The following is an 18988-nucleotide window of genomic DNA, read 5'->3' as shown; positions in this document are numbered from 1 at the left end:
TTGGTCTGCTTATGGACTATCCTGGAAAAAGGATGGTGCCCGGGGACGGAGTCGAACCGCCGACACTGCGATTTTCAGTCGCATGCTCTACCAACTGAGCTACCCGGGCATCGCGTCGACCTGAGGTCCGTGGGGACCGCCGAGCGGCTGGTTGCGGGCCTATGGCGAAGCACAGGCGCCTTGGCAACCCCCTAATCGAAGGGAAATTTCAATCCTCCTGTGGATTGTCGTCGAAGCTGGGCGGACCGGGCAGGGCGTAGCCGTCGTCGAGCCACTTGAGCAGATCGCGGTCGCGGCAGCGTTTCGAGCAGAACGGTGTGAATTCCGTTTTGCGGGGCTTGCGGCAGATGGGACATTTGCGTTCGGACTTGGTCATTGCTCGACCGCCTGCGCGAATCCGCCGATGAGTTCAAGGGCGGGGTTTTCTTCCCAGCGGATCGTTCGCCCGGTACGTCGGGCCAGTTCGCTTTCCCAAGCGCCAGAAACAGCGGCGCGCACGGCGGGATGCGCGGTGAGCAGCAGCACGCCGGGTTCGCGCACATGCTGCGCCCGGCGCAGCAGTAGGCGCGCGGCGGCCCCCGCCGGATCACTGCGCACCCGTTGCAGGATCGAAGGCCGTTCGAGCCGCGCGACAAGCTGCACGAAGCCGAAGCCGTTCATCGCCGTGCGCTGGTGAGGCCAGTGGTCCAGCGCTTCTGCCAGCGCCTCGTCGACGGCGCGGCGATCGTCCTTGCGCTCCGGAGTCGGGAAGTCGATGCCGATCGAACCGGCGAGGTCGAACTGGCCGATGGCGCGGGCAATCGCCGGGACGGCAGCCAGCGCCAGCGCTTTCGGAGGCAAGGCGCCGTCGATGTCGATCAGCGTCATCGCCGGCGTCGGCGAGACGACAAGCGAGCCGCCATCGAAGGCGACGACGCCATCGAGTGCTTCGGCGATCAGATCGGGCCAGGGATCATCGGGAAATCGGGTCACAGTGCGCACAGGCAGACCTTCCGAGCGCAGCGCCTCGGCCAGCAACGGCGCCGGCCGCAGGGGCTTGTCGCAGGCGCGGGTCTGCGCGCGCTTGTAGCGGCCCGTCTCGGCCATGGCGGAGCGGGTGACTTCCACGCGCAGTGCAGCGCCCTCGCTGGCGGAGGCCGGCAGGCCATCGACCAGTGCTTCCTCTCCCGAAGCAAAGCGGACCGTGCCGCGCGACGCTCCGCTGCGGCGTGAGATCAGCACGGCATCGGCGATTTCGCCTGCGACGAGCCTGCCCGGCCATTGCAGGCGCGCGGCCAGCAGCTCTCCGCCTTCGGTCAGGATCGCGCGGCTTTCGCCGATCCCTTCTTCGACGAGCCACTCAGGCAATCGGGAAACCTGCCGATTTGAGAAGGGCGCGCGTTTCGAACAGCGGCAGGCCGACGACGGCGGAATGGCTGCCGGAGATCCACGCGATCAGGCCCTCGGCGCTGCCCTGAATGGCATAGCCGCCAGCCTTGCCGTCCCATTCGCCGCTGGCAATGTACGCGTCCACTTCCTCTCGCGAGAGCGGTTTGAAACGCACGACCGTTTCGCACAGGCGCTCGCGCAGCGTACCGTCGGGCGCGCGCAAGGCGACGGCGGACAGCACGCGGTGGCGGCGGCCGGAGAGCAGATCGAGGCACTGTCGGGCCGTGGCTTCGTCCTCGGCCTTGGGCAGGATGCGGCGGCCGCAGGCGACGACGGTATCGCCGGCCAGCACGAAGGCATCGGCAGAGGGCACGGCCAGCGCCTTTTCGCGCGCCATGCGGCGGGCGTAGTCGCGCGGGACTTCGCGCGGGGCCGGGGTTTCGTCGATGTCGGCAGCTTCGATGGCGTCAGGCGCCACGCCGAGGCGCGCGATCAGTTCGCGGCGGCGCGGACTGGCCGAGGCCAGGATCAGGCGAGGGGCGGAACTGTGGACGGACATGTCCACCTGCAGGGCTTCAGTACTGACCGGGGCCACCGCGACCAGGCATGAAGCGATAGGTGATGCGGCCCTTGGTGAGATCGTAGGGCGTCAGTTCGACCAGAACTTCGTCACCGACCAGCACGCGAATGCGGTTCTTGCGCATCTTGCCTGCGGTGTGGCCGAGGATTTCGTGGCCGTTTTCCAGTTCGACGCGGAACATGGCGTTGGGCAGTAATTCCACCACCCGTCCGCGCATCTCAAGGAGTTCTTCTTTCGCCATTGGCGATCACTGTCCGTTGTTCTGTCGGGTCATCGCGGCGCGACATAGCCACAGCGGCGCGAAAAGGGAAGACTCGGCGGTTCCGCGTTCTGCAAGTTACTTGCGACAAAATGTTACCTGACGTCGGATTGCCCACGGCACCCAAGCGAGGCATCAGCGTTGAAGGGAAGGGATTTGCTTTAGTCTTGGCGGAGATTCCGATTGCGTTCCTTGCCCCTTCTGAGCCTGGCGACCTGCCTGTGCTTGCCTGTACCTGCCTTTGCTGAAGAGCCTTCCGCTCCCGCGACGATCAACGACGGTGACGACGATCCGCTGGAGGTACACGGCGACGAGATCCTCGTGCTGGCCCCGCGCATCCGCGGTCAACTCGATGTGCCGCAAAAGCCGGTCGAAGTCCTCGAGGAAGAAGATATCCAGGCATACGGCGCGAATTCTATAGAAGAACTGCTCGCGGCGATCTCTCCGCAGACGAACAGTGGCCGGGGGCGTGGCAGTAGCAGGCCGATCATGCTGATCAACGGCCAGCGGATCACCAGTTGGCGCGAGATGCGCCGGATGCCGCCCGAAGCGATCCGCCGCGTGGAGATTCTGCCCGAGGAAGTGGCGCTGCGTTTCGGCTATCCCGCCAATCAGCGGGTGGTGAACCTCATCCTCAAGGAACAGTTCGCGGCAGTTACCGGAGCGGGTGAATACAATCGCCCCACGCGTGGCGGCTACGACAACTACGAGCTGGAAACCGGGCTGTTCAATGTGTCCGGTCCGCGGCGCTACAACTTCTCGGCGAAGATCGTCCAGACGACGATGCTGACCGAGGATGAACGCAATGTGCGCCAGGAAGAATCCTCGAGGCCCGATGTCGCGGGCGACCCCGATCCGGCGCGGTACCGCAGCCTTGCGTCCTCCGACTACGATCTCTCGTTCGAAGGGACGATGACGCAGGGCCTGGGCGAGAACGGGCTCAACGGTTCGATCACCGCCAGCGGCGGATACAATCACACGCAGCAGACCTCGCTCTCCGGCCTCGATACCGTACTGTTGACCGATGGCGGCGAAAGCGCGCTGCGCACGTTACCCGATCCGCTCACCACCCGCGTGATTACCGATGCCTTCGAGGGTGGGCTCGGCTTCAGCAAGTTCCTGGGCGACTGGGAGTTCAGCGCGACATTGGACGGGAGTTACACCGACACGTCCACGCAGGTCGACCGACGTCGTGACACCTCGGGCCTGCAGGCGGCGGTCGATGCCGGAGATCTCACGATAGCGGGCGCGCTCCCGTTCGTACCCGGTGCAGGTGTCGATACCGCACAGAACCGCTCGCTCGCACTCACCAGCCTCGCCACGCTTGTCGGCACACCGTTCCGCATGCCTGCGGGCGATGCCAGCCTGACGGTGAAGGCCGGATACGACTTCACGAACACGCGCAGCGAAGATACCCGCAGCACGCTCGGAACGATCAAGCTCACACGCGGCGATGTGCAGGGCGGTATGAACCTGGCGCTGCCCCTCACGAGCAGGGACGAGGATGTGCTGGGTGCCATCGGCGACCTGACGCTGAACCTGAGCGGCGGGCTCAACCACCTTTCCGACTTCGGCACGCTTACCGACTGGAGCGCCGGGCTGACCTGGTCGCCTACCGAAAAGCTGTCTTTGCAGGCAAGCTATCTCGTCAACGAAGCCGCGCCATCGCTTTCGCAGCTCGGCGCACCGACCGTGTTCAACTACAACGTGCCGGTCTACGACTTCGCCAACGGCACGACCGCGCTGGTGACGACGATCAGCGGCGGCAATCCGGGACTGGTCAAGGAAAAGCAGCGCGACATCAAGCTGTCGGCGACATGGCAGTTGCCCTTCTTCGACCGTGCCAACCTGCTGGTGGAGTACTTCCGCAACCGGTCGGACAATGTCACGGAATCGTTCCCGCTGTTCACGCCTGCCGTCGAGGCTGCCTTTCCCGATCGCGTGACCCGCGATGCGGCAGGCAACCTGATCGCGCTCGATCGCCGCGCCGTGACGTACGACCGGGTGTCCAACTCGCGGGTACGCTGGGGCTTCAATGTGTCCGGCAACATCGGCGGCAACGACCGCTCTTCGGGAAGCCGGTCTGCAGACGGTAGCGGGGGGCGTAGCGGTTCGGCGCCGGCATCCGCGCAGCCCGCCGCAGGCACGCAGGGTCCGCCGCCTGCTGCGGGCAGCCGGCCGGGCTTCGATCCCTCGCGCTTCGAGGCGCTGCGCAAGCAGCTCTGCACCGGCGACGCCGCGCCAGACCCGGCGACCTTGCCCGAGCGCCTGCGAGAACGGCTCACGGGTTCCGACGGCAAGATCGATCCCGAACGGCTTGCCCAGTTCAAGGCCCGGGTCTGCTCTGCAGACGGCGCTGCGCCGGGCGGTGGCGGTTTCGATCCGGAGCGCTTTGCCCGCATTCGTGCGGTTGTCTGTGTCGAGGGGGCGCCGGACCTTTCCGCACTGCCTGAACAACTGGCCGAGCGTTTGCGCGGACCGGACGGACAAATCGATCAGACGCGTCTGGCTTCGCTGCGGGAGCGGTTGTGCAAGGCCGATGGCGCGCCAGGAGGCCAATCGGGCCAGCAGACGGCCAGCCGCGAGCGCTCTTCGAGTGGTCCGCCGCCGATGTTCGGACGCGGGGAGCGTGGTGGTCGCTGGAACCTTTCGGTCTATCACACCTGGCGCTTCACCGACACGGTGCGGATCGCGCAGGGCGCGCCCGTGCTCGATGAACTGGACGGGGATGCACTCGCGGCAGGCGGCGTCCCGCGCCACGCCATCGAGGCCTCCGGCGGTCTGTTCGCCAATGGTTACGGCCTGCGGATGAATGCCGAGTGGGAAGCGCCCGCGAACGTCAACGGTACGGGCCTGCCGGGCAGTTCGGACTTGCGTTTCGGCAGCACCTTCATGGTCGACCTGCGGCTGTTCGCCGATCTCGGCCGCAACGAGGATCTGGTGGCGAAAGTGCCGTTCCTGAAGGGCACCCGCGTCGCGTTCACTGTCGATAACCTCTTCGATTCCCGCCAGAAGGTTACCGACGAGAACGGCGTGGTGCCGATTGCCTATCAGGCCGCCTACCGTCAGCCGCAGGGCCGCGTCGTGGGCATCGATATCCGCAAGATGTTCTGAGGATGATCGCGGCGCGGGACTACCGAACCCGCGCCGCATGTCCTATCTGCACGGGCATGGCGCGTACTCCTGCCGGCACTCCAGACCACCCCAAGGGCCTCGAACGCTTCAACGAGGAGCGGGCGACCTATACCGTGCGCGGGTCGGACAAGCCCGATCTGCAGGCCGGGGCCGAAGTGATCCGCGACACCGTGCGCACGCTGCCGACGCGGCCCGGCGTCTACCGCATGCAGGACGCCCGCGGCGATGTGCTCTACGTCGGCAAGGCGCGGGTGCTGCGCAATCGCGTGGCCAACTACGTGCAGTGGGACAAGCTGCCGATGCGGCTGCAGCGCATGGTCAGCCAGACGCGGTCGATGACCATCGTCACCACCAATTCGGAAGCCGAGGCGCTGCTGCTCGAAGCGCAGCTTATCAAGCGCTTCCGGCCGCCGTACAACGTCCTGCTGCGCGACGACAAATCGTTCCCCTTCATCCTGCTGCGGGCGGACAACGACTTTCCGCGCATCATGAAGCACCGCGGCGCGCGCAAGGCCAAGGGCAACTACTACGGCCCCTTCGCCAGCGCCGGATCGGTGAACACCACGATCAACGCGCTGCAGAAGTTGTTCCTGCTGCGCAGCTGCACCGACAGCTTCTTCTCGCGGCGCGATCGGCCCTGCCTGCTCTACCAGATCAAGCGGTGTTCGGCGCCCTGCGTCGACCGCATTGACAAGGCGGGCTACGCCGAACTGGTGCAGGAGGCGAAAGACTTCCTCGGCGGCAAGTCGAGCGCGGTACAGCGCAAGATCGAGGCGCAGATGGCCGAGGCCGCCGAAGCGCTCGACTTCGAACGCGCTGCCATGCTGCGCGACCGTCTGCGCGCGGCGACCTTCATTCAGGGTAGCCAGGCGATCAATGCCGAGGGTCTCGACAATGCCGACATCTTCGCGATGGCGGCCAAGGGCGGGCATATCGGCGTCCAGGCCTTCTTCATTCGCGGCGGGCAGAACTGGGGCCACCGCGCGTTCTTTCCCACACACACCGAAGGCCTGAGCGAAGAAGACGTGCTGCAGAGCTTCCTCACCCAGTTCTACGAGGAAGTGCCGCCCGCGCGCACCATCCTCGTCGACCGCGACTTGCCCGAGCGCGAATTGCTGGCCGAGGCCTTCCGCGAGGGGGCAGGGGGCAAGGTCGAGATTTCTGTCCCCCAGCGCGGTTCGCGCAAGCGCCTGATGGAGCAGGCCGCGCGCAATGCCGTGGAAGCTCTGGAGCGCCGCCTGGCGGAACGCGGCACGCAGGCCAAGGTCATGCGCGAGATGGCCGAGTTTCTCGAACTGCCCGAAGTACCGCAGCGGATCGAGGTCTACGACAACTCGCATATCCAGGGCAGCAAGGCGCTGGGGGCGATGGTGGTTGCGGGGCCCGAAGGCTTCGTCAAGAACCAGTACCGCAAGTTCAACATCAAGACCGCGCGCACCGACGACGACTTCGGCATGATGCGCGAGGTGATGACCCGCCGCTTCGGCCGCGCGCAGGAGGAAGACCCCGAGCGTGAAAGCGGCACTTGGCCCGACCTCGTGCTGATCGACGGCGGCAAGGGTCAGATGAACGCGGTTAAGGATGCGCTGGAAGAGCTGGGCATCGAGGACGTACCGCTCATCGCCATCGCCAAGGGGCCGCACCATGGCCGCGAGGGGCGCGAAGTGTTCCACTTCCCCGACGGGCGGGAAAAGATGCTGCCGGTCAATTCACCGCTGCTGTTCCACCTCCAGCGCCTGCGCGACGAAGTCCACCGCTATGCCATCGGCGCGCACCGCGCCAAGCGCAGCCGTGCGATCACCGCAAGCCCGCTCGACGAAATCCCCGGCATCGGCCCGGCCCGCAAGCGCGCGCTGCTGCTGCACTTCGGGACTGCGGGAAAAGTCCGTGCGGCCAGTCTGGCAGACCTGCAACGCGCGCCGGGCGTCAGCGCGGCGGTGGCGCAGACGATCTACGATTTCTACCACCCGGGTGGGTAGAGGCCGCGGGAGATCGTTCGGCCCTTTTGCAGAATATCCATCTTACGTCGCGCCCGCGAAGGCGGGGGTGCCGCTTTCTTTCGCATGCCAAGAAGCAGAAGCGGGATTCCCGCCTACGCGGGGATGACGAGGAATGGGGGTTGGTCAGAGACGGGCGGTGAAAGCCCTAGACCTCTGTAGTGGCAGGACTGCGTGCCGTCTCCGCCCGCACGAACTGGCTGAACGCCGCGCGGCGCAGCATGCCGCCGATGGCGATCGAGAGACGGCCCACGCCCCGCTTTTCGCGCCAGATGCGGTCGATCATCGGGTGATCCGCCGCCGCGCAGCTGTCGCTCCAGACAATGTCCGGCCGGTCCAGCACGGCAAGGTTCTCGCGTTGCAGCAGCACGCCGGGCGAGAAACGTGCGTATTCTTCATCGAACGCGGTCTTGTAGGAATAGGCGCCCGGCGGCGTCAGGAACGTCGCCAGCATCGCCAGCGGCTTGTCGTCGAGCCAGAGCGCCAAACGTTCGAGTTTGCCGCGTTCGGCGGCGCCGGCGAGGCTTTCGCGGAACAGGGTCGTCGTACTTTCGTCGCTGGCGAGCGAGGAGCCGGCCTCGCCTTTCCAGCCCGCCGCTTCCAGCGCCAGGAAGCGGTCGCACCAGTCCTCGATGTCGTCGGCGTCTGTGCGGCGCTCGAAACGGACTTCGCCGAGGTCGGCAAGGCGGTTGGCCTGCCGGCGCAGTTCCTTGCGCTTCTTGCCGCTCATCGAGGCTTCGAGGTAGGCCTCGGGCGAGAGGCTGGAACAGAGCATCGCGCGCGCTTCGTGGTGGACGATTTCCACCTGCCGCCCGTCGCAGGCGACGACGCCCTCCAGCGCGGCGTGTAGCGGTCCCCCCAGCACGACACCGCGCAAGTGCATGAACAGTGCCGTTCCCGGTTCGTCGTCGGCCCAGCGCAGTACAGCCTGCCAGAACGGAACCTCGCAGCCGTGCGCCACCAGCGGGACGCCGCAGAAGCTGTTGGCGTGCAGCCAGCTGGAGAGGTGCGGTACCGGCCAGCGGTAGTACTTTGGCGCCCGGATCATCGGCAGCAGCCCCGCCAGTTCGCCATCCCGCTCGAAGCGAAGCACCGTGACCTCCTCGGTCTCGGGCATGGCGCGCAGCGAAGGCAAGAGATACCAGCTTTCGAAGAAGGGATTGGGTTCGCTGGCCCGATCGGCAAGCCGGTCCCAGGCTAACACCTCATCTTCCATGTCGCGCCAGGGCACGCAATCGAGCCGGTAGGACGGGGGACGCACGGCTTCCGCTTCGGGATCGACTACCGAAGAAGGAACCTCGTAATCCTGAGCCTTGCTCGCCACGGTGCGGAATATCCGGTTTGGGGGCTGGAAATCTTCACGATCACGCTACGCGTTAACCATCAAGGAATTGCTAACGTGGGGAGATCGCCGGACGAGGGCACAAAAAAGGCCCCGCCGGGCGCGCCGGCGGGGCCGTTGTAAAGGTTAAGCCGTCAGGCTCGTATCAACCCGCCGCCATGGCTGCGAGCAGCAGCAGGGCGACGATATTGGTGATCTTGATCATTGGGTTCACCGCCGGGCCGGCGGTATCCTTGTAGGGATCGCCGACGGTATCGCCGGTCACCGCGGCCTTGTGGGCTTCGGAGCCCTTGCCGCCATGGTTGCCGTCCTCTATGTACTTCTTGGCGTTGTCCCACGCGCCGCCGCCCGAGGTCATCGAGAGCGCGACGAACAGGCCGCCGACGATCACGCCGAGGAGCAGAGCGCCGAGAGCGGCAAAGCCGTTCTCCGAACCGGCCACCCACGAGATCACGAAGTACACCACGATGGGCGCCAGCACCGGTAGCAGCGAAGGAATGATCATCTCCTTGATCGCGGCCTTGGTGACGAGGTCCACTGTCCGGGCATAGTCCGGCTTGGAGGTGCCCGCCATGATGCCGGGATCGGCGGCGAACTGGTCGCGGACATCGATTACGACGTCACCGGCGGCGCGCCCCACGGCGGTCATGCCCATTGCAGCGAACAGGTATGGAAGCAGCGCCCCCAGCAGCAGGCCGACGATCACGTAGGGGTTCTCGAGGCTGAAGTTCACGGTCAGCGTCGGGAAGAATTCGCGAAGGTCGGTGGTGTAGGCGGCGAAGAGCACCAGTGCGGCGAGACCGGCCGAGCCGATGGCGTAACCCTTGGTCACGGCCTTGGTGGTGTTGCCCACGGCATCGAGCGCGTCGGTCTTCTCGCGGACCGCATCGTCGAGACCGGCCATTTCGGCAATCCCGCCGGCATTGTCGGTGACTGGTCCATAGGCGTCGAGCGCAACCACCATGCCCGCGAGTGCCAGCATGGCCGTGGCGGCATAGGCGATGCCCAGAAGCCCGGCGAGCTGGTAGGCGATGACGATGCCGGCAACGATCACCAGCGTCGGCAGCGCCGTCGCTTCCATGGCGATGGCAAGCCCCTGGATCACGTTGGTGCCGTGACCGGTAACCGAAGCCTTGGCGATCGACCTCACCGGACGGAACTGGGTGCCGGTGTAGTACTCGGTGATCCAGATGATCAGCCCGGTGATGGCAAGGCCCAGCAGCGCACAGTAGAACAGCACGCGGCCATTGAAGTCGGTATCGGCGATCGGCGTTTCCATGCTGCCCAGCGCGTAGCTGATCGCCCACCAGATGGCGGGGATCGACAGCACTGCGGTGACAAGGAAGCCCTTGTACATGGCGCCCATGATGTTGTTCGATTTGCCAAGGCGGACGAAATAGGTGCCGATGATCGAGGTAACGATGCACACGCCGCCGATCAGCAGCGGGAGCGCCATAATCGCCATCAGGTTGTCCGCGCCCTTCAGCAGGAGCGCGGTCAGGACCATGGTGGCACCGACGGTCACGACGTAAGTCTCGAAAAGGTCGGCGGCCATGCCCGCGCAGTCGCCGACGTTGTCGCCCACATTGTCGGCGATTACCGCCGGGTTGCGGGGGTCGTCCTCGGGAATGCCGGCCTCGACCTTGCCGACGAGGTCGGCGCCGACGTCGGCGGCCTTGGTGAAGATGCCGCCGCCAAGACGCGCGAAGATCGAGATAAGCGAGGCGCCGAAGGCGAGGGCGGTCAGGCCCTCCACCACGGTGCGGTCTTCACCGCCCACGGTATGGCCTGCAGGGCCGGTGAGGTACCAGTAGAACACCGCGATCGCGAGGAGTGCGAGCCCAGCCACGAGCATGCCGGTGATGGCACCGGCGCGGAAAGCGAGCGTCAGGCCCTGCTGCAACCCGGTCTGCGCAGCAGCCGCAGTACGCACGTTGGAGCGCACCGAGATGTTCATGCCGATGAAGCCGGCCACGCCCGAAAGGATCGCTCCGATGACGAAGCCGATGGCTGAGACCCAGGTCAGGGTCACGGCGATAATGATCGCCACGACCACGCCGACCACGGCGATGGTGGAATATTGCCGCTTCAGATAGGCCTGAGCGCCTTCCTGAATGGCTCCTGCGATTTCCTGCATTTTTTCGTTGCCGGCTGGCGAGCCGAGCACCTGTCTGCTGGTGACGAAGCCATAGACGATGGCCAGAAGTCCCAGGACAATTGCGATCGTGACTAGATCCACGTAACGCCCCCTTCCCAATGTTTTTCGCTATTTCGACGGGTTTTCCCGCTCGAAGTCGAAAGGGCTATAGACAAGCAATATGACTGGCAAGCGGCTTAACTGCGTTTTTCGCCGGTGAGCCTTGCGCCTCGTTAAATTCGCCTGTCCGGAGCGGGTTCAGTGCTGGTAGCCGAGCTGGTCGGGGAGGGGGACGGGCACGCCCTTGTGAGAGACGCTGAGCCCCGTTCCTGCGGAAACGCCGCCGACGGCGTGGACCTCACATCCCAGCGCCGCTGCGGTTTCCCTGATCTGCGCGGTATGTTGGGGCGGGGCGGTGAACAGCAGGCAGTAATCGTCCCCCGCCGTCATGGCCGCGAGCCGCGCCGGCAATTCGTCTCCGGCGATGGCCCGGAAGGCTTCGGACAGCGGGACGGAGTCGGCGCCGATGATCATGGCGACGCCGCTGGCATCGGCCATGCGCTGCCCGTCGACGAGCAGGCCATCCGAAATGTCCATCATAGCGGAAACCAAGGGCGCCAGTGCAGGCCCTAGCGGCGTGTCGGGAGAGGGCCGGCGATAGCGCGTTGCGAGCCATTCCGCCGCTTGGCCTTCGGCTTCCTGCCCCGTCAGGACGGACAGGCCCAGCCCGGAATCCCCGATCGTGCCGCTGACCCAGATGCGGTCGCCCGCTTGCGCTCCGCCGCGCGACGGCACGGGGCCCTTGGTTCGGCCGAGCGCCGTCAGCGAAAAGCTGCGCGGCGCACCCGCGGGCATGCGGACTGTGTCTCCCCCCAGCAGAGGCAGGCGGAAGTGCGCGGAGGCCGCCGCCAGCCCGGCGACGAAGGCCTCGTCCCAGCTCTCCTCGCCCAGCGCATGCGAATAGAGGCAGCCCAGCGGCTCCGCGCCCTTGGCCGAGACGTCCGAGGCATTCACCGCCACCAGCTTCCAGGCAATGTCCTTGGGTGGATCACCGGGGAGGAAATGGACGCTCTCGACCATGGTATCGAGCGTCAGCACCAGCTTCTCGCCGCCGATCTCCAGCACCGCCGCATCGTCCATCAGACCGCGCGCCTCAGGGGTTCCGGCCAGCGCGCGAAGGGCAGCGATGAGGGCGAGTTCGGTGGTCACCTCGCCCTCATGCAGGTCTATCCCGTTCGTGTCGAGCGAAGCTGCTGGCAGGTGCTCAGCGAACCGCCTTGGCCACCGCGTCCAGCACGCCGTTGACGAACTTCGCCTCGCGCGGCTGGAAGAAGGCGTGGGCGACGTCGACGTATTCGCTGATCGCGGCAGCAGTCGGCACGTCGGCGCGGGCCATGAGTTCGTAGGAGCCGGCGCGCAGGATCTGCAGCATGGTCTTGTCGAGGCGCTTGAGCGACCAGCCCTGCGCCAGCTTGCGGCCGAGCAGGTCGTCGATGTCCTCGCGGCGGGCGAGGGCGCCTTTCACCACGTCGTCGAAGAACGCGACTTCGGCGGAGAGGTACTGCTCGTCGTCGATCACCGCGCCGAGGCGGTGGCGGTGGAATTCGTCGAGCAGGCTGGCAAGTGGAGTGCCTTCCATCTCGTGCTGGTAGAGTGCCTGAACGGCGGCGAGGCGGGCGGCGGTGCGCGCCTTCTTGGATGTGGTCATTGGCCGAGCCTTACGGAAATGGAGCGCGCGTGCGCGGGAAGCCCTTCCGCATCGGCAAGGGCTACGGCGGCGGGGCCGATGGCCTCCAGCGCCGCCTGGTCGAGCTGGATGAAGCTGGTGCGCTTCATGAAATCGAGAACCGAGAGCCCCGAGGAGAACCGCGCGCGGCGCCCGGTGGGCAGCACGTGGTTGGGGCCGGCGACGTAATCGCCCACCGCTTCGGGAGTCATGCGGCCGAGGAACACCGAACCGGCGTGGCGGATCTGCCGCATCAGCGCTTCGGGATCGTCGGTGGCGATCTCGACGTGTTCGGCGGCAAGCTGGTTGGCGAGCGCGGGCGCTTCATCGAACGCGGCTACATCGATGATCACGCCGTTGTCGTCCCAGCTCTTGCTGGCGGTTTCCTGCGTCGCAAGCGCGGCAAGTTCGGTTTCTACCGCAGCGGCCACCGCGTCGGCAAAGGCCGCATCGTCGGTGATGAGGATCGACTGCGAGGTCGGATCATGCTCGGCCTGGCTGAGCAGGTCGGCGGCGACCTTGCTCGGTTCGTTCTTTGCGTCGGCGATCACGAGGATCTCGCTCGGGCCTGCCACCATGTCGATGCCGACGACGCCGTAGAGCTGGCGCTTGGCCTCGGCGACCCAGGCATTGCCGGGGCCGGTGATGACATCGACCGGCGCGATCCGTCCGGTGCCATAGGCGAGCGCGCCGACGGCATGGGCCCCGCCTACGCGCCAGACTTCATCGACGCCCGCGAGATGCGCGGCGGCGAGCACCAGCGGGTTGACTTCGCCTTTGGGAGTCGGCGTAACGACGACGAGCCGTTCGACGCCCGCGACCTTGGCGGGAATGGCGTTCATCAGCAGCGAGGAGGGATAGGCGGCCCGTCCGCCGGGCACATAGAGCCCCGCTGCATCGACCGGATGCCAGGTCGCGCCGAGGCGCACGCCGGTATCATCGGTATAGTCGCGGTTCTCGGGAAGCTGCGCGGCGTGATAGGCGCGGATACGCTCGGCCGCGAGCTCAAGGGCTTCGCGCAGCGACGGATCGAGCGCGTCGAAGGCCTTGCGGCACGCCTCGGCATCGATGTTCCAGCCGCTCGTGTCGAGATCGTGGCCGTCGAACTTCGCGGTCAGCTCCGCCAGTGCCGCATCGCCGCGGGCGCGCACGTCCTGAAGGATCGCCGCGACATCGGCGGCGACATCGACCGCGCTTTCGCGCCGGTCCGCCACCACGCGGGCAAAGGCCTCGGCAAAGCCGGGCGCCCTGGAGGAAAGGCGCAGCATCAGGCCGCCGCTTTCTCGCTCACCAGCGCGCGGAAAGCCTCGACCAGCGCGCCCACGCGCTCGTCGGTCTTGAGCGCGGCGCGGTTGACGATGAGGCGCGCGGAAATGTCGAGAATGCGGCTCGTTTCGACGAGGCCGTTTTCCTTGAGCGTGCGCCCGGTGGATACGAGATCGACGATCCGGCTCGACAGTCCGAGCGAGGGTGCCAGTTCCATCGCGCCGTTGAGCTTCACCACCTCGGCCTGCACGCCCAGTTTCTCGAAGTGGCGGCGGGTGAGGTTGGGATACTTGCTGGCGATCCGTAGGTGCGAGGGCAGGGCGCCGCCCTCTTCGCCCACCGGCTCGGCCACCGACAGGCGGCAGTGCCCGATGTCGAGATCGACCGGCGCGTAAAGGTCGGAGTAGTTGAACTCCTCGACCACGTCAGAGCCGACAATGCCGACCTGCGCGGCACCATGCGCCACAAAAGTCGCGACGTCGAACGCACGCACGCGGATCAGGCGCATGTCGCTGTTCTCGCAGTCGAACGACAGTGCGCGAGACTTCTTGTCGTGGAACTCCGCCTCGGGCACGACCCCTGCACGCGCCATGAGTGGCAGCGCTTCGTCGAGGATACGGCCCTTGGGCACGGCGAATGTCAGCGGTTTCGGCATGGTGCGCGCATTTAGGGCGCATGCAGCGAAAGGGCAACCGGCGATGAGACGCCTGCAAGTGGAAGGCGGTAGCGGCCTTATTCGCCGGGCGCGCGGGCCTTGATGGCGATGGCGTGGACGCGCTCGCCGGGGATGTCGCCCAGCGCGCCGTTGACCATGCGCTGGCGCTGCAGGCGCGAGACGCCGGCGAACTTCGCGCTTTCGATGACGATGGTGAAGTGCGATTCGCCGCTGCCGTCATCGCCCATGTGGCCGCTGTGGCTGGCGGAATCGTTGATGATATCGAGCTGCGTGGGCTCCAGCGCGGCTGTTAGCAGTTGCCGCATTTCCTGCGCGAGTGGTCCGGTCATGGCTTCCATTTAGCGATGCTATGCCCCATCTTGAAGCCGGTGAGACATCAAAGATTTCATGGCAGGTACGAATCCGGCGGCCGCGAGTGCAGTTGGCCGGGATGTGAAGAGGCGGGCGAGTTCCGGGCTCCGGGCGGGCGGCCGTCCGGGTTCGACGGGCCGGGGGACTACCGCTGGTTCTGTCTGGAGCACGTGCGCGAGTTCAATTCGGGTTACGACTATTTCGAGGGCATGGAGGCCGAAGAAATCTTCCGCGCCCAGTCGCCGCTGCATGGCTGGGAAACCGAGACGCGCGCGTTCCGGCACGACGCGGGGGTGGACGGAACGCCGAACTGGGCGAACTTCTCCGATCCGCTGGATGCGATCAGTTCGCGCGCCCGTGCCCATGTGAAGCGCCAACAGGCGGACATGCGCGCGCAGAACCGCTTCTCTCCAAATGAACGCCGCGCGCTCGAAGTGCTTGGACTGGAATCCGACGTCGACCGCAAGACCTTGCGCGCCCGCTACACGCGGTTGCTGCGCCAGTATCATCCCGATCACAACGGCGGCGATCACAGTCACTCCTCGCGGTTGCAGACGGTGGTGGAAGCCTATCAGCTGCTGCGTAAAGCGGCTGCACTGGCCTGAACTCGGCGCTTGCGGCGCTGCGCGATCGCTGCCTAAAGTCTCAAGCCGCGCAAGGCAGAGGTTCCGCACATCTGCTCCATACGGTTTTGTCGATTGACCAGCGGGTGCACCGCCCGGTTCGAGGAGTTTGCATGAGGAATTTGAGGATCACCGGCGCGGCTCTGGCGTTGACGATGGCCATGGTGGCGGGCTCCCCGGTAATGGCTGGCGATGACCCGGCGCCCGCAGAGCAAGGGCACGCCGCAGAAGCCTCGCCCTTCGTCCCGGCGGATTTTGAGGTTCCGACGCTGGTGGAAGCCGAGAGCTTCAAACTCGTGCCGCTGGGCCCGGACCTGGTGAAGATCGATTTCGACGCATATATGTCTTCGATCGAACATCTTCAGAAGACCTTCAGCCGCAGCACGTCGTGGCCGCACGAAGGGATCTCGGATGCGGATGCCATGAAGGACATGGAGAACGAGCAGGCCCGCTTTCAAAAGCGCTCGTCGTTCGCCTACGCAGTCCTGCCCCCGGATGGCCTTCGCGAGCGCGGGTGCATCTATGTCTATCCGAGCAATGTCGACGGGTACGATGCCGTCGTCAGGATGTGGGTTACCAAGGCCGAATATGACGCCGGCTTCGAAGACGAACTGTACAATTTTGCGACCAACTGGATCGAAACCGAATGGCCGTTCGAGAAGGTCGCCTATCCCGGCCACTCGGTGGACTGGGAAACCTGGGATGCGCTTGTCGAAGCCGGCAAGGCCGGGGAAGCGGCTCCGGAGGACGAGGGCTGAGAGCAGCGCTTCGGTACGGTGGCTTCAGCCGCTGCGCAGGGCTTTCCAGCGTGCGGCGCCATCCTCGCCGTAGATCCGCACGACGTCCTTGCCCGAATAGTAGCCGGGAAACTGTTCCGATCCTGCGGGGAACATGACCCAGGGCTGTTTGCTTTCGATATAGATGTGGACGTCGGGCGGACAGGCATCGGGATCGTCGAGCGTTCCCACACGGACGAAAGCGGCTTTCTCGCCAGCGCCGGCGAAATGGCTCCATAGCGCGACCTGACACCGGGGGCAGCGAAACACCGCCTGCCCCTTGCCGCTGGCCGAGGGCGTGTCGATCCGTTCGGGTGTCCCTGCGACCACGGTGACGTGGCTCGTCTCGATCAGCGCATTGAGAGCGAAGGCGGTGCCGGATTCGCGTTGGCACCAGCGGCAATGGCAGCAATGTACGACGATCGGCCCGGCAGTGAGCCGGTAGTGAACCTCGCCGCAGGCGCAGCGCCCCTGTGCGGTCATGGTGCTTCGCCTTCACAGATTTTAGCGAGTTGGGCCGCGCAAATCGTCCATCCCTCGATGAAGCCCATTTCCTCGTGCTGTTTGCGGGTGTCCTCGCTCCAATGACGCGCGCGGGCCGTATAGCGCGTGCCTGCGCCTTCCGGCTCGATTTCCCATATGCCAATCATGAAGGGCCCCGAGGGCTGGAAATCTTCGGTTATGGCATCGGTGGTGACGAAACGGCGGCCTTCCTCATAGGCGAGATAGATGCCGTTCTGCGGCATTTCCTCGCCATCCGGTCCGTAGAACGTCATGTTGCAGGCGCCGCCCGCGTGCCGGTCTTGCCGGTCCACTTCCGCCCGCCAAGGGCGCGGACACCTCCATTCATTTTGTCGTTCGGTGAGGACTTCCCACACCTTGGAGGGAGGGGCATCGATATAGCGGGTTACCGAAAGCTCGTTGAGCTGGGGGCCATCGGTCACAGCGTCTCTCCTTCAATCGCGGCCGGGATCGCCCAGAGGGAAGTACTGTCGGTATGGCCGGGCGCCGTCCACGCAAAGTGCCACGGCGGGCTGGCGCAGCAGGTGCTTGCGCCAGCGACGCAGCCGGGGGCGGTCTTCCGGAATAGGATGCACCCAGTCGGCGTAGAACAGCGCCGGCGCGGCGGCGCATTCGATCAGGGTGATCTGATCGCCCGCCGGGTAGAACTGCAGCCAGCCTTCCAGCCAGGCATAGGCCCTGTCCAGCCTGGCGCGGGCCTCCGCGATGCGGTCTGCGGCCGGAGTCTGCGCGTCGCGCAGGTACTCGTCGACCACGGCCTGCATCGGCCCCATGACGTAGTTGTCGAACACCCGGTCGAGCATGCGTATGCCGATCGCCGCGTCGGGTTCGGACGGGATCAGCATTTCGCCGGGAGCGTGGTGCTGCGAGAGGTATTCGATGATCGTCGTGGCTTCAAACAGCAGGTTCTCGCCGTCGCGCAGAACCGGAAACTTGGCCAGCGGCCCGGCCGACTGTACGACCTCAAGGTTGTCGGGATGATCGGCGTCGACCATCCGGAACTCGAAATCGACCTCGGCCGCATGGAGCGCGATGAGCACCTTCCAGGTGTACGAGGAAAAGGGGTGGCCAAACAGTTCCAGGCTCAAGCAGTTTCTCCCTTTCGCGCCGCCTCTATCGCAGCGATGTCTATTTTTCGCATTGTCATCATGGCCTCCATCGCGCGGCGGGCAGCCTCCCGGTCTGGATCGGAGAGCGCCTGCGTCAATGCACGTGGCGTGATCTGCCACGATAGCCCCCATTTGTCTTTGCACCAGCCGCACGCGCTTTCTGTGCCGCCGTTCTCGACGATGGCGCTCCAGTAGCAGTCGGTCTCCTCTTGCGTGTCGGTGGCGATCTGGAAGGAGAAGGCTTCCGAATGCGGGAATTGCGGGCCGCCGTTGAGGCCAAAGCAGTCGATTCCCATCAGCGTGAATTCCACCGTGAGAACGTCGCCTTCACTGCCATCGGAATAGTCCGTTGGCGAGCGTTCGACATGGGTCACGCGCGTGTCGGGAAATGTAGCGGCGTAGAATTCGGCCGCCTCCAGCGCCGTGCCATCGTACCATAGGCAGATGCGGGCCCTGGCTTCGGTGTTCGGCGCGGTCACTTCTTCATCTCCGCAATGAGGGCATTGTCGATGGCCTTGGCCGCCTTGTAGGCCGGGCGAGCCTGACAGTGTTCGGCATAGCCGACGAAGGAGGGCAGCGGCGGCATGATCCCGAAGTTGAGACCCCAGTCCACGGCGCTGCCGACATAGACGTCGGCCATGGTAAACCGGTTTCCGCAGACCCACTTCGAGACCGAAAAGTGGCTGTCGAGCGCCTTCATCGTCCGTTCGAAGCTGCCCCAGCCGGCCATGCCTTCCTGTTCCGCCGCGGGTTCGAACTTGAAGTTCCGCGACGTGATGGCCTGTTCGACGGGGCCGGCGGCGAAGAATGTCCACCGGTAGTAATCGGCCATTTCCGCATCGTTGGGCAGCAGGCCGGCTTCGGGATGCATCTCGGCCAGGTAGAGGCAGATCGCCGCTGCCTCGGTGACGACCCTGTCCCCGTCCTCCGCATGGTGGACCAGCGTGGGCACCTTGCCCATCGGGTTGGCGGCCAGGAAAGCGGCAGGCTTGTCCTGCCACTGGACAATGACCGCATCATAGTCTGCCCCAGCCTCGTGAAGAGCCCAGCGGGCAATCTGTCCGCGCGACATCGGATTGGTGTAGAACGTATAGTCGGCCATCACCCAGTATCCTCGATTA

General features: G+C 65.6%; 20 protein-coding genes and 1 tRNA gene. 4 read left to right on the top strand and 17 right to left on the bottom strand.

The genetic code is table 11. The annotated features are described in order from the left end of the window. Positions 1–33: 33 nt before the first annotated feature. The 5 genes from IEX64_RS05515 to infA all read right to left on the bottom strand — a co-directional run bounded on the left by IEX64_RS05515 (position 34) and on the right by infA (position 2189). Positions 34–109, bottom strand: a tRNA-Phe gene (locus IEX64_RS05515). Positions 110–208: 99 nt separating this feature from the next. Continuing rightward, complete coding sequence (locus IEX64_RS05510; RefSeq protein WP_188818681.1) at positions 209–376, bottom strand: DNA gyrase inhibitor YacG; 168 nt, start codon at positions 374–376, stop codon at positions 209–211. After that, entirely contained in the window at positions 373–1347 is a 975-nt protein-coding gene (locus tag IEX64_RS05505; protein ID WP_188818680.1) for a ribonuclease E/G, read from the bottom strand. The genes IEX64_RS05510 and IEX64_RS05505 overlap by 4 nt, the downstream gene beginning before the upstream one ends. Continuing rightward, the gene (locus IEX64_RS05500) at positions 1340–1927 is read right to left on the bottom strand and encodes a Maf family protein (RefSeq protein ID WP_188818679.1); all 588 of its coding nucleotides are present in this window, start codon (positions 1925–1927) and stop codon (positions 1340–1342) included. The genes IEX64_RS05505 and IEX64_RS05500 overlap by 8 nt, the downstream gene beginning before the upstream one ends. A gap of 16 nt (positions 1928–1943) precedes the next feature. Continuing rightward, positions 1944–2189: a translation initiation factor IF-1 gene (gene infA / locus IEX64_RS05495; protein WP_007014967.1), complete on the bottom strand. Its 246-nt coding sequence runs from the start codon at positions 2187–2189 to the stop codon at positions 1944–1946. Positions 2190–2432: 243 nt separating this feature from the next. Between infA and IEX64_RS05490 the strand changes: the two genes are divergently transcribed. Beyond that, positions 2433–5321, top strand: coding sequence for a TonB-dependent receptor plug domain-containing protein (locus IEX64_RS05490; RefSeq protein WP_229710082.1), 2889 nt, complete (start codon positions 2433–2435; stop codon positions 5319–5321). 56 nt (positions 5322–5377) lie between these two features. Beyond that, positions 5378–7321 (top strand): excinuclease ABC subunit UvrC, encoded by a 1944-nt coding sequence (uvrC, locus tag IEX64_RS05485; protein ID WP_188818677.1) that lies wholly within the window; start codon positions 5378–5380, stop codon positions 7319–7321. A gap of 166 nt (positions 7322–7487) precedes the next feature. Here the strand turns inward: uvrC and IEX64_RS05480 are convergent, their stop codons facing one another. From IEX64_RS05480 to IEX64_RS05450, 7 genes are all read right to left on the bottom strand, one after another. After that, the gene (locus IEX64_RS05480) at positions 7488–8555 is read right to left on the bottom strand and encodes a GNAT family N-acetyltransferase (protein ID WP_188818773.1); all 1068 of its coding nucleotides are present in this window, start codon (positions 8553–8555) and stop codon (positions 7488–7490) included. A 271-nt stretch (positions 8556–8826) separates the two neighbouring features. After that, complete coding sequence (locus IEX64_RS05475; protein WP_188818676.1) at positions 8827–10920, bottom strand: sodium-translocating pyrophosphatase; 2094 nt, start codon at positions 10918–10920, stop codon at positions 8827–8829. A gap of 156 nt (positions 10921–11076) precedes the next feature. Further along, positions 11077–12027 carry a thiamine-phosphate kinase gene (thiL, locus tag IEX64_RS05470; protein WP_188818675.1) on the bottom strand — a complete coding sequence of 317 codons (951 nt, stop codon included), beginning with the start codon at positions 12025–12027 and terminating at the stop codon, positions 11077–11079. Between the two features lie 55 nt (positions 12028–12082). Next, positions 12083–12526 (bottom strand): transcription antitermination factor NusB, encoded by a 444-nt coding sequence (nusB, locus tag IEX64_RS05465; RefSeq protein ID WP_188818674.1) that lies wholly within the window; start codon positions 12524–12526, stop codon positions 12083–12085. Then, a complete protein-coding gene (gene hisD / locus IEX64_RS05460) occupies positions 12523–13812 on the bottom strand; it encodes a histidinol dehydrogenase (protein WP_188818673.1) in 1290 nt (429 codons plus the stop codon). Before hisD ends, nusB begins: the two co-directional genes overlap by 4 nt. Then, entirely contained in the window at positions 13812–14465 is a 654-nt protein-coding gene (hisG, locus tag IEX64_RS05455) for an ATP phosphoribosyltransferase (protein ID WP_188818672.1), read from the bottom strand. The genes hisD and hisG overlap by 1 nt, the downstream gene beginning before the upstream one ends. A gap of 77 nt (positions 14466–14542) precedes the next feature. Further along, the gene (locus IEX64_RS05450; protein ID WP_188818671.1) at positions 14543–14815 is read right to left on the bottom strand and encodes a BolA family protein; all 273 of its coding nucleotides are present in this window, start codon (positions 14813–14815) and stop codon (positions 14543–14545) included. A gap of 39 nt (positions 14816–14854) precedes the next feature. On the opposite strand from IEX64_RS05450, the gene IEX64_RS05445 reads away from it, so the two are divergent. Together IEX64_RS05445 and IEX64_RS05440 are read left to right on the top strand one after the other, a co-directional pair. After that, positions 14855–15442, top strand: coding sequence for a J domain-containing protein (locus IEX64_RS05445; RefSeq protein ID WP_188818670.1), 588 nt, complete (start codon positions 14855–14857; stop codon positions 15440–15442). 131 nt (positions 15443–15573) lie between these two features. Further along, complete coding sequence (locus tag IEX64_RS05440; protein ID WP_188818669.1) at positions 15574–16218, top strand: twin-arginine translocation pathway signal protein; 645 nt, start codon at positions 15574–15576, stop codon at positions 16216–16218. 24 nt (positions 16219–16242) lie between these two features. Here IEX64_RS05440 and IEX64_RS05435 read toward each other — a convergent pair whose 3' ends face one another. The 5 genes from IEX64_RS05435 to IEX64_RS05415 are packed head-to-tail and all read right to left on the bottom strand — an operon-like array spanning position 16243 to position 18969. Then, positions 16243–16719, bottom strand: a complete 477-nt coding sequence (locus IEX64_RS05435) for a GFA family protein (RefSeq protein ID WP_188818668.1) — start codon at positions 16717–16719, stop codon at positions 16243–16245. Then, a complete protein-coding gene (locus IEX64_RS05430; RefSeq protein WP_188818667.1) occupies positions 16716–17180 on the bottom strand; it encodes an SRPBCC family protein in 465 nt (154 codons plus the stop codon). The genes IEX64_RS05435 and IEX64_RS05430 overlap by 4 nt, the downstream gene beginning before the upstream one ends. Positions 17181–17192: 12 nt before the next feature. Then, positions 17193–17846 (bottom strand): glutathione S-transferase family protein, encoded by a 654-nt coding sequence (locus IEX64_RS05425; protein WP_229710080.1) that lies wholly within the window; start codon positions 17844–17846, stop codon positions 17193–17195. Beyond that, positions 17843–18346 carry a VOC family protein gene (locus IEX64_RS05420; protein WP_188818666.1) on the bottom strand — a complete coding sequence of 168 codons (504 nt, stop codon included), beginning with the start codon at positions 18344–18346 and terminating at the stop codon, positions 17843–17845. The genes IEX64_RS05425 and IEX64_RS05420 overlap by 4 nt, the downstream gene beginning before the upstream one ends. Beyond that, the gene (locus IEX64_RS05415; RefSeq protein ID WP_188818665.1) at positions 18343–18969 is read right to left on the bottom strand and encodes a glutathione S-transferase family protein; all 627 of its coding nucleotides are present in this window, start codon (positions 18967–18969) and stop codon (positions 18343–18345) included. Before IEX64_RS05415 ends, IEX64_RS05420 begins: the two co-directional genes overlap by 4 nt. Positions 18970–18988 lie beyond the last annotated feature (19 nt).

The organism is Novosphingobium indicum, from assembly GCF_014645195.1.
Taxonomy (GTDB): Bacteria; Pseudomonadota; Alphaproteobacteria; order Sphingomonadales; family Sphingomonadaceae; genus Novosphingobium; species Novosphingobium indicum.
The sequence above is the reverse complement of the archived record's forward strand: the minus strand, read 5'-3'. Positions and strand labels throughout refer to the sequence as shown.